Annotated in this window: 10 protein-coding genes and 1 tRNA gene; 7 read left to right on the forward strand and 4 right to left on the reverse strand. The window is 61.1% G+C overall.

Going from position 1 to position 14447, the window contains the following annotated elements; translation table 11 throughout:
• Positions 1 to 109 precede the first annotated feature (109 nt).
• The gene (locus AC13QY_RS26020; RefSeq protein WP_069612949.1) at positions 110 to 1033 is read right to left on the reverse strand and encodes a peptidylprolyl isomerase; all 924 of its coding nucleotides are present in this window, start codon (positions 1031 to 1033) and stop codon (positions 110 to 112) included.
• A 246-nt stretch (positions 1034 to 1279) separates the two neighbouring features.
• Here AC13QY_RS26020 and secA point away from each other — a divergent pair, with 246 nt between their 5' ends.
• Positions 1280 to 4000: a preprotein translocase subunit SecA gene (secA, locus tag AC13QY_RS26025; RefSeq protein WP_113332346.1), complete on the forward strand. Its 2721-nt coding sequence runs from the start codon at positions 1280 to 1282 to the stop codon at positions 3998 to 4000.
• Positions 4001 to 4127: 127 nt separating this feature from the next.
• Here the strand turns inward: secA and AC13QY_RS26030 are convergent, their stop codons facing one another.
• Entirely contained in the window at positions 4128 to 4757 is a 630-nt protein-coding gene (locus tag AC13QY_RS26030) for a glutathione S-transferase family protein (RefSeq protein ID WP_113332347.1), read from the reverse strand.
• 251 nt (positions 4758 to 5008) lie between these two features.
• Here AC13QY_RS26030 and AC13QY_RS26035 point away from each other — a divergent pair, with 251 nt between their 5' ends.
• Together AC13QY_RS26035 and AC13QY_RS26040 are read left to right on the forward strand one after the other, a co-directional pair.
• Positions 5009 to 6424, forward strand: coding sequence for a lipopolysaccharide biosynthesis protein (locus tag AC13QY_RS26035; protein WP_269244471.1), 1416 nt, complete (start codon positions 5009 to 5011; stop codon positions 6422 to 6424).
• A 2-nt stretch (positions 6425 to 6426) separates the two neighbouring features.
• Positions 6427 to 7698, forward strand: coding sequence for a GNAT family N-acetyltransferase (locus tag AC13QY_RS26040; RefSeq protein ID WP_269244472.1), 1272 nt, complete (start codon positions 6427 to 6429; stop codon positions 7696 to 7698).
• On the opposite strand, the gene AC13QY_RS26045 is transcribed toward AC13QY_RS26040, so the two are convergent.
• Positions 7685 to 9325 carry an AMP-binding protein gene (locus AC13QY_RS26045; protein ID WP_269244473.1) on the reverse strand — a complete coding sequence of 547 codons (1641 nt, stop codon included), beginning with the start codon at positions 9323 to 9325 and terminating at the stop codon, positions 7685 to 7687. The genes AC13QY_RS26040 and AC13QY_RS26045 overlap by 14 nt on opposite strands.
• A 255-nt stretch (positions 9326 to 9580) precedes the next feature.
• On the opposite strand from AC13QY_RS26045, the gene AC13QY_RS26050 reads away from it, so the two are divergent.
• Positions 9581 to 10561: an aldo/keto reductase gene (locus AC13QY_RS26050; RefSeq protein WP_488494215.1), complete on the forward strand. Its 981-nt coding sequence runs from the start codon at positions 9581 to 9583 to the stop codon at positions 10559 to 10561.
• Positions 10562 to 11109: 548 nt separating this feature from the next.
• Positions 11110 to 11904: a class I SAM-dependent methyltransferase gene (locus AC13QY_RS26055; protein WP_488494216.1), complete on the forward strand. Its 795-nt coding sequence runs from the start codon at positions 11110 to 11112 to the stop codon at positions 11902 to 11904.
• Between the two features lie 6 nt (positions 11905 to 11910).
• On the opposite strand, the gene AC13QY_RS26060 is transcribed toward AC13QY_RS26055, so the two are convergent.
• Positions 11911 to 12498, reverse strand: coding sequence for a TetR/AcrR family transcriptional regulator (locus tag AC13QY_RS26060; RefSeq protein WP_488494217.1), 588 nt, complete (start codon positions 12496 to 12498; stop codon positions 11911 to 11913).
• Positions 12499 to 12730: 232 nt separating this feature from the next.
• Between AC13QY_RS26060 and AC13QY_RS26065 the strand changes: the two genes are divergently transcribed.
• Positions 12731 to 14029: an MFS transporter gene (locus AC13QY_RS26065; RefSeq protein ID WP_069612940.1), complete on the forward strand. Its 1299-nt coding sequence runs from the start codon at positions 12731 to 12733 to the stop codon at positions 14027 to 14029.
• Positions 14030 to 14172: 143 nt separating this feature from the next.
• A tRNA-Leu gene (locus AC13QY_RS26070) sits at positions 14173 to 14257 on the forward strand.
• The last annotated feature ends 190 nt before the right edge of the window (positions 14258 to 14447 follow it).

Below are 14447 nucleotides of genomic sequence, written 5' to 3' on the forward strand. Positions count from 1 at the left end.
CTTTTTAATTCTGGAGCGGATTCAGATTTTAGGTCGTATCGACCTAAAATCATCCGGCTCCAGTGAAGGGCCCGGAAAATCCGGGCCCTGATTGTTTGACTGCTGTCAATTACTGCTGCGGCTGAGCGTCGGGCGCTGCCGCACCGTCGGCAGGCGCAACTGCATCGTCGGCCGGTGCTGCATCCTGCTGCTTCTGCGCGTCGTCATAAGCCTTGCTGAGCGCCGGATCGTTGATGACGACCTTGGTATCCTGCTTGGCCTTGTTCAGGAGTTCAAGATACTTGTCGCGCATGACGAGCTGACGAACCTGGTCCTTGACCTGGTCGAACGGCGGAGGAGGAGCATTGCGCTTGTCTTCAACCTTGATGATGTGCCAGCCGAAATCGGTCTTAACCGGGGTCTTCGTGTAGGTTCCGACCGGAAGCGCGAAAGCCGCGTCCTCGAATTCCTTGACCATGCGGCCATGGCCGAAATAGCCGAGATCGCCGCCGTCAGCCTTGTTTGGATCCGTCGACTTTTCCTTGGCAAGTGCGGCGAAATCCTTGCCGGCATCGAGTTCCTTGATGATCGCCTTGGCTTCATCCTCGGTTTTCACGAGAATGTGGCGGGCATGAACCTCTTCCTGCTTCGGCAGGGCTGCGACTTCCTTGTCGTAACGAGCCTTGACTTCATCATCCTTGATGGCGTCGGCGACGTGAGCCTTGAAATAGGCATTGTGCAGCTCGCGGTCGCGCAGATAGGCCATGTGAGCCTGGAAGTCCGGCGTCTGATCGAGCTTCTCGGCAGCGGCCTTCTGCGACAAAAGCTTCACATCGACCGAAGCCGAGAGTGCTGCGACCTTCTTCTGGTCATCCGGAAGCTGGCCGAGCTGCGGATCGAGATTGGCGATTGCCAGATCGAGTTCGGATTGATGGATTTCGACATCGCCGACCTTGGCGACAACGGGGTCCTTGGCATCGGCCGCGAAGACCGGAGCCTGGAAGGTAACGATTGTTGCGAAAGCAACCGCAGCAAGCTTGTTATACTTCAACATAAAATAACCCTTCGGTGATCTCGACCGGCTCGACAGATGTGAATCCGGCGTGAAAAAGCCTTCAGCAGGAGAATGTGGCCTTTCTGTATCGGCCAAATCCCGTTGACATCAATCGACCCCCCTCTTATCTGTCACGCAACCTCGCGTCCAGAACAGTTTCCGGCCGTTTTGTGCTATACTCCCGTTTTTTTCGGGAATGGATCAAGCAGGAAACGGCAGGATGAAATCTCAGAAAGGACCAGTCACATGGTCAGCCTAGGTGGAATTGCCCGCAAGTTGTTCGGCTCGTCCAACGACCGTCGGGTTAAATCGTTCCAGCCGAAAGTAGCCGCAATCAACGCGCTCGAGCCGGAGATGCGTGCGCTGTCCGATGAAGCTCTGGCCGCCAAGACGGTTGAGTTCCGCCAGCAGCTCGCGGACGGCAAGACGCTGGACGATATCCTCGTGCCGGCCTTCGCGGTCGCTCGTGAAGCGTCGCGCCGTGTTCTTGGCATGCGACCCTTTGACGTGCAGCTCATCGGCGGCATGATCCTTCATTCCAATGCCATCGCTGAGATGAAGACCGGTGAAGGTAAAACTCTGGTTGCCACCCTCCCGGTCTATCTGAACGCGCTGGCCGGCAAGGGCGTCCATGTCGTTACCGTCAACGATTACCTGGCGCAGCGCGACAGCGGCACCATGGGCCGCCTGTACAGCTTCCTCGGCCTGACGACGGGCGTCATCGTCCACGGCCTGTCGGATGAACAGCGCCATGACGCCTATGCCTGCGACATCACCTACGCCACCAACAACGAGCTCGGCTTCGACTATCTGCGCGACAATATGAAATATGAGCGCGCTCAGATGGTTCAGCGCGGCCATAGCTTCGCGATCGTCGACGAAGTGGACTCGATCCTGGTCGACGAAGCGCGCACGCCGCTGATCATCTCCGGTCCGCTCGACGACCGCTCCGATCTCTATATCACCATCGACGCCTTCATTCCCCGCCTGGCGAAGGAAGACTATGAAATCGATGAAAAGCAGCGCTCGGCCAACTTCTCCGAAGAAGGCACCGAGAAGCTGGAAAACATGCTGCGCGAAGCCGGCCTCTTGAAGGGTGAATCGCTCTACGACGTCGAGAATGTCGCGATCGTCCACCACATCAACAACGCGCTCAAGGCGCACAAGCTGTTCCAGCGCGACAAGGACTATATCGTGCGCAACGGTGAAGTCGTCATCATCGACGAATTCACCGGCCGCATGATGCCAGGCCGCCGTTATTCGGACGGCCAGCATCAGGCGCTGGAAGCCAAGGAGCATGTGCAGATCCAGCCGGAAAACCAGACCCTGGCGCAGATCACCTTCCAGAACTACTTCCGCATGTACGAAAAGCTCGCCGGCATGACCGGTACGGCATCGACGGAAGCAGAGGAATTCGGCAACATCTACGGTCTCGACGTGATCGAAGTGCCGACCAACCTGCCGATCCAGCGTATCGACGAGGACGACGAGGTCTATCGCACGCACGCCGAGAAGTATAACGCCATCATCAATGAGATCCTCGACGCTCACAAGCGCGGCCAGCCGGTGCTGGTCGGCACGACGTCGATTGAGAAGTCCGAACTTCTCGCCGACCTTATGCGCAAGCGCGGCTTCTCCAATTTCCAGGTTCTGAACGCGCGCTACCACGAGCAGGAAGCCTACATCGTCGCCCAGGCCGGCGTTCCGGGCGCAGTGACGATCGCCACCAACATGGCCGGCCGCGGCACCGACATCCAGCTCGGCGGCAACCTCGAAATGCGAGTCGAGCGCGACCTGCACGAAATGGAACCCGGTCCGGAGCGCGACGCGGCCATTGCCCGCATTGCCGAAGAGATCAAGGAACTCAAGCAGAAATCGATCGCTGCCGGCGGCCTCTACGTCATCGCCTCCGAGCGCCATGAAAGCCGCCGTATCGACAACCAGCTGCGTGGCCGTTCCGGCCGCCAGGGCGACCCGGGCCGCTCGAAATTCTACCTGTCGCTCCAGGACGACCTGATGCGCATCTTCGGTTCCGACCGCATGGATGGCATGCTGCAGAAGCTCGGCCTCAAGGAAGGCGAAGCGATCGTCCACCCCTGGATCAACAAGGCGGTTGAACGCGCCCAGAAGAAGGTCGAGGCCCGCAACTTCGACATCCGCAAGAACGTTCTGAAGTACGACGACGTATTGAACGATCAGCGCAAGGTCATCTTCGACCAGCGTGTCGAGCTGATGGAATCCAAGGACCTCTCCGAATTCGTCGGCGACATGCGCCACGATGTCATCGAAGATCTCGTCGCCAGACATATTCCAGAGCGCGCCTATGCCGAACAGTGGGATGCCGACGGCCTGAAGACGGCTGTCGCCAACTTCTTCGATCTCGACCTGCCCATTCATGACTGGGTCAAGGAAGAAGGCATCGGCGAAGACGACATCCGTGCGCGCCTGACGGAAGCGGCTGAAAAGGCTGCGGCCGAAAAGGCTGAACGCTTCGGCCCTGAGATCATGACCTATGTCGAGCGCTCCATCGTGCTGCAGACGCTGGACAATCTGTGGCGCGAGCACATCGTCAACCTCGATCATCTGCGCTCGGTCATCGGCTTCCGCGGCTACGCCCAGCGCGATCCGCTGCAGGAATACAAGGCCGAAGCTTTCGAGCTGTTCCAAGCACTGTTGAACAATCTGCGCCAGGCCGTGACCGCGCAGCTTTCGCGCGTCGAACTGGTGCAGCAGCCGGCCGAGCCGGAGACGCCGCCGATGCAGGCCCGTCATATCGACGCGACAACGGGCGAAGACGAATTCTCACCATTCACGCTTGCAAGTGAGAGCGCTGTGGCACCGGAAAATCGCGATCCGCGCAACCCGGCAACCTGGGGCCGCGTCGGCCGCAACGAGGCCTGCCCCTGCGGCTCCGGCAAGAAGTACAAGCACTGCCACGGCGCCTTCGAAAGCAGCGAAGTGGTCTGAGCCTCGCAAACCGACAGCAATGAGCAAAAATGCCGCCTTCGGGCGGCATTTTTGTTTGCAACGATCAGGGACTACAACAATTCGCCGATAGGCGCCGCCGACAACCATTTCAGCACGCCCACCGCGTTCAGACAGCGGAATGCGGATCCTCATTGTAGAGATGCACCGGGTAGCCCGGTCCAATGACGTCAAGCACCCGATCGAACCAGGCCCTAAGCGCGGGGTAGTCGGCAAGATCCAAGCCGCAATCCGCCGCCCTATGGGCATAGGCGTAAACCGCGATATCCGCGATCGAGAACTCCTCACCAACAAGGAACGGCGTGTTCTTCAACCCGCGCTCGAGCGCTGCAAGCGTACGAAGGCTGCCCGCGCGCTTGGCCTCCGCCAAAACGGCATTGAGCTCGAGCCGTCCCGTGAGCGTCCAGAAGCGCAGCGTACCGATGACCGGTTCGACATGATACTGCTCGAAAAACAGCCATTGCATGACCTTGGCATGTCGATAGCGATCCGCCGGAAGAAACCGCGTGCCTTCAGCAACATAGGTGAGAATAGCGTTCGATTCCGCAATCGTTCGCCCATCCTCCAGTTCGAGAACGGGGATGCCTCCTGCCGGATTGAGATCGAAAAAGGCGTCCGTGCGCCCCTCCCCCTCGAAAATGGATACCAGGCGGGTCTGATAGGGAATATCGAGCAATCCGAACAGAACCCTGGCCTTCCAGCCATTCTGCGACGGCAAATAATCGTGAAGTGTGAGCATGAAATCCTCCTCCAATAGACCCTGGATTCTACATGCCGACCAAACCTCCGCCACCCGTTTCCTGCGACGGCTCTCCGAGTGGAGCGGGCATGAACTCCTCGCAGCCAACGGTTGCTTCTGCACTCACCCGACAGACAACCGACCGCATGCATGACCCCTGACATTTAACTATCGAAAGAACCGATTCTTAACTCTCCTCTGCCAAGACTAACGCGAGTTTGGGATCATACTTAAAGTATTGCGTATCGATCATGGCGGTCTTTCAAACAGCGGAAAGAATGTTGCCGTCCGCATTGCGGGCCGCGCTATCGCCGTATCTGCGCAAAGTCGCCGCTATGCTTACCGGCCGGGACGAAAAGGCAGTTTCACAGCGCATGGCGCTGATCGCCTTCACGATCCGCGTTGCAGGCGCCGCCCTCGCCTTTCTCTCGCAGATCATCCTGGCCCGCCTGATGGGGCGGTTCGAATACGGCATCTTCGTCTTCGTCTGGGTGCTGATGATCCTGTTCGGCAATCTCGCCTGCCTCGGCTTCCCGACCGCCATCATCCGCTTCCTGCCCCAATACGATGCCAACGGCAATCATGATGCCATTCGTGGCTTGAATGCCACGGCACGCCTGTTCGTGGTCGCCGTTTCGGGCAGTCTGGCACTGATCGGCGCGCTGCTGCTCTTCGCCTTCCGCGGCATGGTCGAACATTATTACGTCATGCCGGTTTTCCTCGGTCTGATTGCCGTGCCGATGATCGCGCTTGGAGACGTTCTGGACGGTACGGCCCGCGCCAAACACTGGCCAATCATGGCTCTCAGCCCGACCTTCCTCATTCGTCCGACGCTGATCCTGCTCTTCATGGTGACCGCCATCCTCGCCGGCGCGCCACGCGATGCCGTTACCGCCATGGCGGCGGCGCTTTCTGGCGCCTTCACCAGCGTCCTGCTGCAATATCTTGCGGTGACGCTCCGTCTGCGCCGCCATTATCCAAGCGGCCCGAAAACGACTGAATTCAGCGCTTGGACAGCCGTCGCCCTGCCGATTTTCCTGGTCGAAGGCGTGGGCTACCTGCTCACCAATTCGGACGTCATCGTCGTCGGCATTTTCCTCGATCCGGATGAAGTCGCCGTCTATTTCGCGGCGGCAAAAACGATGGCCCTGGTGCTCTTTGTCTCCTTCGCCGTCAGGGCAGCCATCGGGCCGCGTTTTGCCGCCATCCTGGCTGAGGGCGATCGCGGCAAGCTCGCAGCCTTCGCGACCGAAGCGACGCGCTGGTCCTTCTTTCCGGCGCTTGCCCTCGGCCTCGTGGTGCTGGCGGCAGGGCAACTCCTGCTTTCACTGTTCGGCGCGGCCTTCACCGAGGGCCAGATCGTGATGGCGATCCTGCTTGCCGGCATTCTCGCAAGAGCGCTCGTCGGCCCTGCTGAAGTGCTCCTGACCATGGCGGACAAGCAGATGCTCTGCGTCTATCTCTATGCTGTGGCGCTCATTGCCAACGTCGGCCTGAACGTTGCGCTCATCCCGCATCTCGGCATCGAAGGAGCGGCGATTGCCGGAGCGGTCGCCATGGCGATCGAAGCCCTGCTCCTGCACATCGCCGTGCGCCGTGCGCTCGGCATCACCCTATTCGCCCTTATCCGGCGTCCTGCAGCGCCATCGGCAACGAGGGCCCTCTGATCATGGCACGTCCACCCTATACCGAAACCACCGACAGCCAAGTGAACGCCCTGACGCATACGCTCGCAGCGCTGCATTTCGAAGCGCCGAAAGCCGAGGCTCGCGTCGAGGTCGGCCGCACCGGCCGCGAATTCTGCCTCTATCCCGGCAAGCTCGGCTACGAGCTGCAGGATGAGCTGGACTTCCTGTCCAACCGTGCCATGGAGCCGAACGTCTTCTTCTCCGGCCGCTTCCTCGCGCCCGCCATGCCCCGCCTTGAGGATCGGCAGGTGCGGCTGGCGCTGATGCGCGACAACAGCAGCACGCGCAGCCGCATCCGTCTGCTGATGCCCTTCACGGTCGACAAACCGGGCTTTGCAATAGGGCCGTCCATTATCCGGGTCTGGTCGAACTCGTTTGGCCCACTCGGCACACCCTTGCTCGACGCCGAGGATGCCGGCGAAACGCTCGACAACCTCCTCGAGGCGCTCTCCCGGCCGGAGCTGCATCTGCCGAGCACGCTCGTATTGCCGGATGTTCGTCTCAACGGTCATTTCGTCCAGATGGCCAAGGTCATCGCCATCGGCCGGAACCTGCCGATCGCCGTCGCCAACCCATTCCAGCGTCCGATGCTCCAGAGCAATGACGACGCGCTTACCTATCTCAAGCGGACGATTTCCAACGCGCACTTGCGGGAAATGCGCCGGCAGTGGCGGCTGCTGGAAAGCCTGGGCGAAGTCACCTACAGCGTCGCGCGCCAGCCCCGCGATATTCATGGGCGCATGGAAGAATTCCTGGCGCTGGAAGCAAGCGGCTGGAAGGGCAAGAAGCGCTCGGCGCTGGTCACCGATCGTCACCATGCCGCCTTCGCCCGCGAGGCGATTTCCAACCTCGCAGCCATCGACGCGGTGCGCATCCACACCATCGATCTCGACGGCAAGGCTATCGCCTCGATGATCGTACTCATTATGAGCGGTGAGGCCTATACCTGGAAAACTGCCTATGACGAGGCCTATGCCCGCTTTTCGCCGGGCAAGCTGCTGATGGGCGAGCTGACGGAATGGCATCTGGACGATGCCAACGTCGTTCGCTCCGATTCCTGCGCCGTGCCGGATCATCCAATCATGAGCCGCTTCTGGCACGAGCGTGAAGAGATGGGCACGCTCATCATCGGCCTGACGCCGAACGGCGACCGCGACGTCCGCCAGGTTACCACGCAGCTCCATATGTATCGCAGCACCCGCAACATGGCGAAGCTGCTGCGCGAAAAGATCCTGTCGCTTACGAAGCGCTGACCTCGGCGATCGCCCGCTCGCGCAGCAGGCGGCGGATCACCTTGCCCGAGGTCGTCAGCGGCAGAGCATCGACAAATTCGATCTCGCGCGGATATTCGTGCATGGAAAGCCGGGTCTTCACCCATTCGCGGATTTCGGCCGCCAGTTTGTCACTCGGCCCACGACCGGGCACGAGCACGACATAGGCCTTGACGATTTCCGTTCTGACCGCGTCCGGCTTTCCCACCGCCGCGGCAAGCTGCACGGCCGGATGGCCGCCGAGGCAATCCTCGATCTCGCTCGGGCCGATGCGATAGCCCGACGAGGTGATAACATCGTCGTCGCGGCCGACGAAGGAAATATAGCCATCTGCATCCTGCCGGCCGATATCGCCCGTCAGCAGCCAGTCATTGGCAAATTTTGCCTCCGTCGCCGCCTCGTTCTGCCAGTAGCCGAGGAACATCACCGGATCGGGCCGACTGATCGCGATCTGCCCCGTCTCGCCCACGGGAACCTCATGGCCATCAGCATCGACGATCGCGACACGATGGCCGGGGGCGGGCTTGCCCGTCGCCCCGCCGCGGCTGACGCCGAACGCCTCGCTGGAGGAGAGCACGAAATTGCATTCCGTCTGGCCGAAGAATTCGTTGACGCTGACACCAAGCGCGGACCGCGCCCATTCGAAGGTTTCACGGCCGAGCGCCTCGCCTGCAGACCCTATCGTGCGCAGCTTGAGATCATACTGCACCCGCGGATTGTCGACGGCCTTCAGCAAGCGCAGCGCCGTCGGCGGGATGAATGCATTGCGCACCTCCATCTCGGCCATGATGCGGAACGCCATGTGCGGATCGAATTTCTGCGCCGGGGAGGAAACGACGGGAACGCCGAGCATCAGGCTCGGCAGCAGCGCATTCAGGAGACCGCCGGCCCAGGCCCAGTCCGACGGCGTCCAGAGCCGATCGCCGGCTTTGGGAAAGCCCTCATGGGCGAATTGCATGCCCGGAATATGACCCGGCAGCACGCGATGCCCATGCAGCGCGCCCTTAGGCGGCCCGGTCGTGCCCGAGGTGAAGATCATCAAAGCCGGATCATCCGGGCCGGTCTCTGCCACGTCAAACAAAGGCGGATGGGCCGCCACCAGATCGGCAAAGCCGGCAACATCCTCTTCGGCGCCATCGATGCTAATCACCCGCGCCAGTTCCGGCAATCGGTCCCGGATCGGTCGCAGCCGTTCGAGGCCGAACCGGTTGGTGACGATGGCCGATGCCCCGGCTGCCCTCAGCCGGTATTCCAGCGCCTCGGCGCCGAACAGCAAGGCCAGCGGCAACGCGATCGCGCCCATCTTGTAGATCGCCACATGCGCGACGACTGTCTCAAAACTCTGGGGCAGCAGCAGCGCCACCCGATCTCCCGCCCGCACCCCGAGCGCGACAAGCGCATTGGCGAAAGAGGCGGAACGATCGCGCAACTCACCATAGGTCATGGAAAAGTGATTGCCGTTGGGATTGAAATGCTGAAGGCAGACGCGATCGGGCTCGTGCTCGGCCCAGGCATCGCAAACAGCATGTCCTATGTTGAATTTCGCCGGAATCTCCCAACGAAAGTCGCGATAGAGGGCTTCATAAGTATCACGCGGGGGCAATTTCATGCGCAGTTCCAGAAAATGGTGCGGTGCAGCTAACACCTGTCGCCTCTGGGGTTCAAGGAAACATTTGAAATCACCGTCTTCCCCCGGGCGCGAATCGCCTTATTTATTGAGGAATACTTCGAAGCTCTTCACGAATTCATGCGTCGACCGACGGCGACTTTGCCCGTCGATTTGCTTTTCGCGACGCACCCATCCCATCGCCCTTCTGACGATGGGCCTCCTTGTAGCGAATGATCGAATGGACGGAGAATAGCGATGGAATACGTAAAGCTCGGCAGGACCGGCCTTGAAGTCTCACGCATCTGCCTGGGTTGCATGACCTATGGCGATCCCAACAAGGGCACGCACGCTTGGTCATTGAAAGAAGAAGACAGCCGTCCGCTGCTGCGCCAGGCGATCGAAGCCGGCATCAACTTCCTCGATACGGCCAATACCTATTCCAACGGCTCGTCGGAGGAGATCGTCGGCCGCGCCATCAAGGATTTCGCCCGCCGCGACGATATCGTGCTCGCGACCAAGGTCTTCAATCGCATGCGCCCCGGCCCGAACGGCGCCGGACTATCACGCAAGGCGATCTTTGACGAGATCGACAACAGCCTTCGCCGCCTCGGCACCGACTATGTCGATCTCTACCAGATCCACCGCTGGGATTATACGACGCCGATCGAAGAAACGCTGGAAGCGCTGCATGATGTCGTCAAGGCCGGTAAGGCCCGCTATATCGGCGCTTCCTCCATGTATGCCTGGCAGTTCGCCAAGGCGACCTATATCTCCCGCCTCAACGGCTGGACGGAGTTCGTCAGCATGCAGGACCACCTGAACCTGCTCTACCGCGAGGAAGAGCGCGAGATGCTGCCCTTCTGCGAGGACCAAAAGATCGCCGTCATTCCTTGGAGCCCGCTCGCCCGCGGCCGCCTGACGCGCGACTGGGACGAGGCGACAGCCCGCACAGAGTCCGACGAATTCGGTAAAACGCTTTACACCCAGGCACTCGAAGCCGACCGTAAGATCGTCGATGCCGTCGGCGTGGTCGCCAAGGCACGCGGCATCCCGCGCGCGCAGGTCGCAACTGCCTGGATCCTTCAGAAAAGCGCCGTCACCGCCCCGATCATCGGCGCCTCCAAGCCCAGCCACATCACGGATGCCGTCGCCTCTCTGGAAGTCAAATTGACGTCGGAAGAAATCGAAACGCTGGAATCACCCTATGTCCCGCATGGGGTTGCTGGGTTCAAGTGAACCGGGATTTTGGAGCTGCCCAGGTTGGGCTGGTGATATTGCGGCTGGCTGCCTGGCCCCTCACCCCAGCCCTCTCCCCGCCTATGCGGGGAGAGGGGGTTATCGCATTCAATTGCTCTCGCCTGAGTCAATCGACAGAACCGAGACGGAGCCGCAGATTTGGGGCCGTCCTCTCTCCCCGCGCGCGCAGGGGTATCGCATATGGTGCGGATGAGCATCCTAAGCTCCTTCTCCCCTCGGGGAGAAGGTGGCCCGAAGGGTCGGATGAGGGGGCTATCGATTTGAATTCATGGATTTTCGTGCGTTTGGCAGGCACCCCCTCATCCGCCAGACGGCACCTTCTCCCCAAGGGGAGAAGGGGACGCGACAACAACTTCGGGTCATATGCGATTGCCCTCCTCGCGCGCGGGGAGAGGGTTAGGGTGAGGGGCATTCCCACCCTCTGAAGCCTATTGACGCCGCGGCAAATCGCGCAAAAGTGACTTCACGAACAGGTCATAGTTGGGGCTTAACAGATCGAGGTTCCTTCCCCCAGAGGATAATATCCAATGATCACAGTTCCCTTCGAAGCGCGGCGATTTCAATCGACCGCGGCCTATTACCTGCGCTATCGCATCCCCTATCCGGACAAGCTTGTTACCCGCGTCGCCGAGCGCAGCGGCCTCAAGCCCGGCGATCATGTGCTCGATCTCGGCTGCGGCCCCGGCCAGCTCGGCATCGCCTTCGCGCGGCTGCAGGGTACCGCCGTCACCGCCATGGATCCGGAACCGGAAATGCTCGCCGAAGCCGCGCTGGGTGCGAAGACAGCCGGCGTCGACATCAACATCCGGCAAGGCTCCTCCTACGATCTCGGCCCCGATATCGGCAGGCTGCATCTCTGCGTCATGGGTCGCTCCTTCCACTGGATGGACAGGCCGGCGACGCTTGAGGCCCTCGATAAGCTGATCGAGCCCGGCGGCGCCGTCGTCCTCTTCCACGATAAAGGCATTCTGGCGGAGCCGAACTGGCGCGGCATTCTCGAGCCGCTGATGGAAACCTATTCGCCCGAGCGCAGCGCGGAGCGGCAGATGCGCCGGAGCAAGGAATGGGCGCCGCATGAAGCCATGCTGCTCGCCTCACCTTTCCGCAATCTGGAACGGATCGGCATCGTCTCGGAATATACCAGGGATATCGAAGAGATCGTCGGCCGCATCTTCTCGATGTCGTCGACCTCGCCGCAGGCGCTCGGCGACAAGGCCGCCGATTTCGAAGCCGCACTTCGCGCGGAGCTGCTGGCGGCCGCACCCGATGGCAAATTCAGGGAGGTCGTCGAGGCGAACGGGCTGCTCGCCTTCCGCGACTAGGCAAGCTCAGCCGTTGCTTTCACCCGGCGGCGGCGAAAGCTCCTGCCGGGTCGCCGACAGGAATTCCTGCGACAATTCGGGATTGTCCATGGCGCGGGCCAGGATGACGGCGCCGACCATGGCCGAAAGGCTGGCAAATGCCCTGCGCCGGCGATCCTCCGCCGTTTCGCCGGGAACGATCTCTTCCAGCACCTCGACCAGCCCCATCAGGCCGCCGGTGAAGGTGGACTGCATCTCGGGACCATGGCGGCTGACCTCCTGCGTCAGCGCCGCGAAGACGCAGCCGGTCGCATGCTCCACCACGTTGCGATGCGAGAGATAATGGGCAAGCAGCGCCTCCAGCGGCTGCTCGGGCGAGCTTGCAGCAACCTGCTTCCAGCGCTCCAGGGAGCGCGCCACCAGCGCCTTGCTCGCCTCGCAGGCAAGCTCGTCCTTCGAATCGAAATGGCCGTAGAAGCCGCCATGCGTCAGCCCCGCCGCCTTCATGATCTCTGCGACGCCGATGCCGTCAAAACCCTTCTCGCGAAAGAGCTCGCCCGCCACGGCAAGGATCTTCTCGCGATTCTCGGCGAATTTCTCCCGGCTCACTCTCATCAAAAAACTCCATCAGAGCATCAAGAAAACTGTATTGACAATTTATATGATGGCCATCATCAATACGCAACAAATATGATAGCAATCATGTAAATACCTTTACACAAACGTTCAAGCCGGGAGAACGGCGGGACGCTATAAGCGGATGTGGTCCCCAGGCCGTCCGCGATCGAGCGCTCGCAAGCCTCCCGGTCCAGCCGCCAAGACACGCAACCTGATTGGAACGCACCTCATGGTTTCCACTGCCCTTGCCTCGACGCTCGCCCGGCGCAACATCCATTACGGATGGGTCGTCGTCGCCGCCACTTTCCTCACCATGCTGGTCACGGCCGGCGCCATGGGCGCGCCCGGCGTGCTCATCAAGCCGCTGGAAGACGAGTTCGGCTGGAGCACCTCCTCCATTTCGTCGGCGCTCGCCGTCCGCTTGGTGCTGTTCGGCCTGATGGGGCCTTTTGCTGCGGCCTTCATGAACCATTTCGGCGTGCGCAAGGTCATCGTCTTCGCGCTGGGCACGATCGGCGTCGGCTTCATCGGCTCGCTCTATATGACGCAGGTCTGGCAGCTGCTTTTGTGCTGGGGCATCATCATCGGCTTCGGCACCGGCCTCACCGCCATGGTGCTCGCCGCGACCGTCTCCACGCGCTGGTTTACCAAGCATCGCGGCCTCGTCATCGGCATGCTCTCGGCAAGCTCGGCCACGGGTCAGCTCGTCTTCCTGCCGCTGATGGCGGAGCTGACGACGCGCTACGGCTGGCGCACCACGGTTCTCTTCGTCTGCGGCATGATCGTCGTTGCCGCCCTCGTCGTGCTGCTTCTGATGCGCGACCGCCCCTCGGACGTCAACCTGCCGCTGGTCGGTGAGATCCACATCACGCCGCCGCCGGCCGCCACCAAGGATCTGAAGGCAGCCCTTGCCTCGCCGATCGCGATCCTGCGGGAGGTTTCTACGACTTCGACTTTCTGGATCCTCTTTGCCACCTTCTTCATCTGCGGCCTATCGACCAACGGCCTGATCCAGACGCATTTCGTCACCCTCTGCGGCGATTTCGGCATCGTGCCGGTCGCAGCCGCCAGCGTGCTCGCCGTCATGGGCATCTTCGATTTCTTCGGCACGATCGGCTCCGGCTGGCTCTCCGACCGTTTCGACAATCGCTGGCTGCTCTTCTGGTATTATGGCCTGCGCGGCCTGTCGCTGGTCTACCTGCCCTTCAGCGACTTCACCTTCTACGGCCTGTCGATCTTCGCCGTCTTCTATGGCCTCGACTGGATCGCCACCGTGCCGCCGACCGTCAAGATCGCCGCCGACCGCTTCGGCCGCGAAAAGGCCGGCCTCGTCTTCGGCTGGGTCTTCGCCGGCCATCAGCTGGGTGCGGCCACCGCCGCCTATGGCGCCGGCCTCACCCGCACGGAGCTCAACACCTACCTCCCCGCCTTCTTCGTCGCCGGCGCTTTCTGCCTGCTTGCCGCGATCCTCGCGATCACCCTGCAAAAGTCCGGCTCCACCAGCAAAGGCCCGGCCATGGCTCACTGAGCCTCAAACGGCAAAAAGCCCATGGCGTCCACCCACGCCATGGGCCAAGCCGCAACCCTGCGGAAACACTCGCAATATCTGCCGACCCGGCTTGCGCGCCCCGCCGCTCACATGCTAGACAGCCGCCTCGTCAGTACCCCGTTGCCCCATTGGCGGAATTGGTAGACGCGCTCGACTCAAAATCGAGTTTCGAAAGAAGTGCTGGTTCGACTCCGGCATGGGGCACCAAAAATCTCCAAGCAGCTCAATTAGTTGCTGTGATTCCAATGACTTGAGCTTCCATCCGCTACAGCGCGGGGCATAGAAGACGTGACCATTAACCCGACGTCTCGATGCTTCCCTAAAGCCATTGATGAATCCGCCTAAAAACTGCACAGTCTTCACTTCTCAACCCAAAGAGAGTCTTAGGATTAGACTT

The organism is Martinezella sp. CNPSo 3795, from assembly GCF_057784475.1.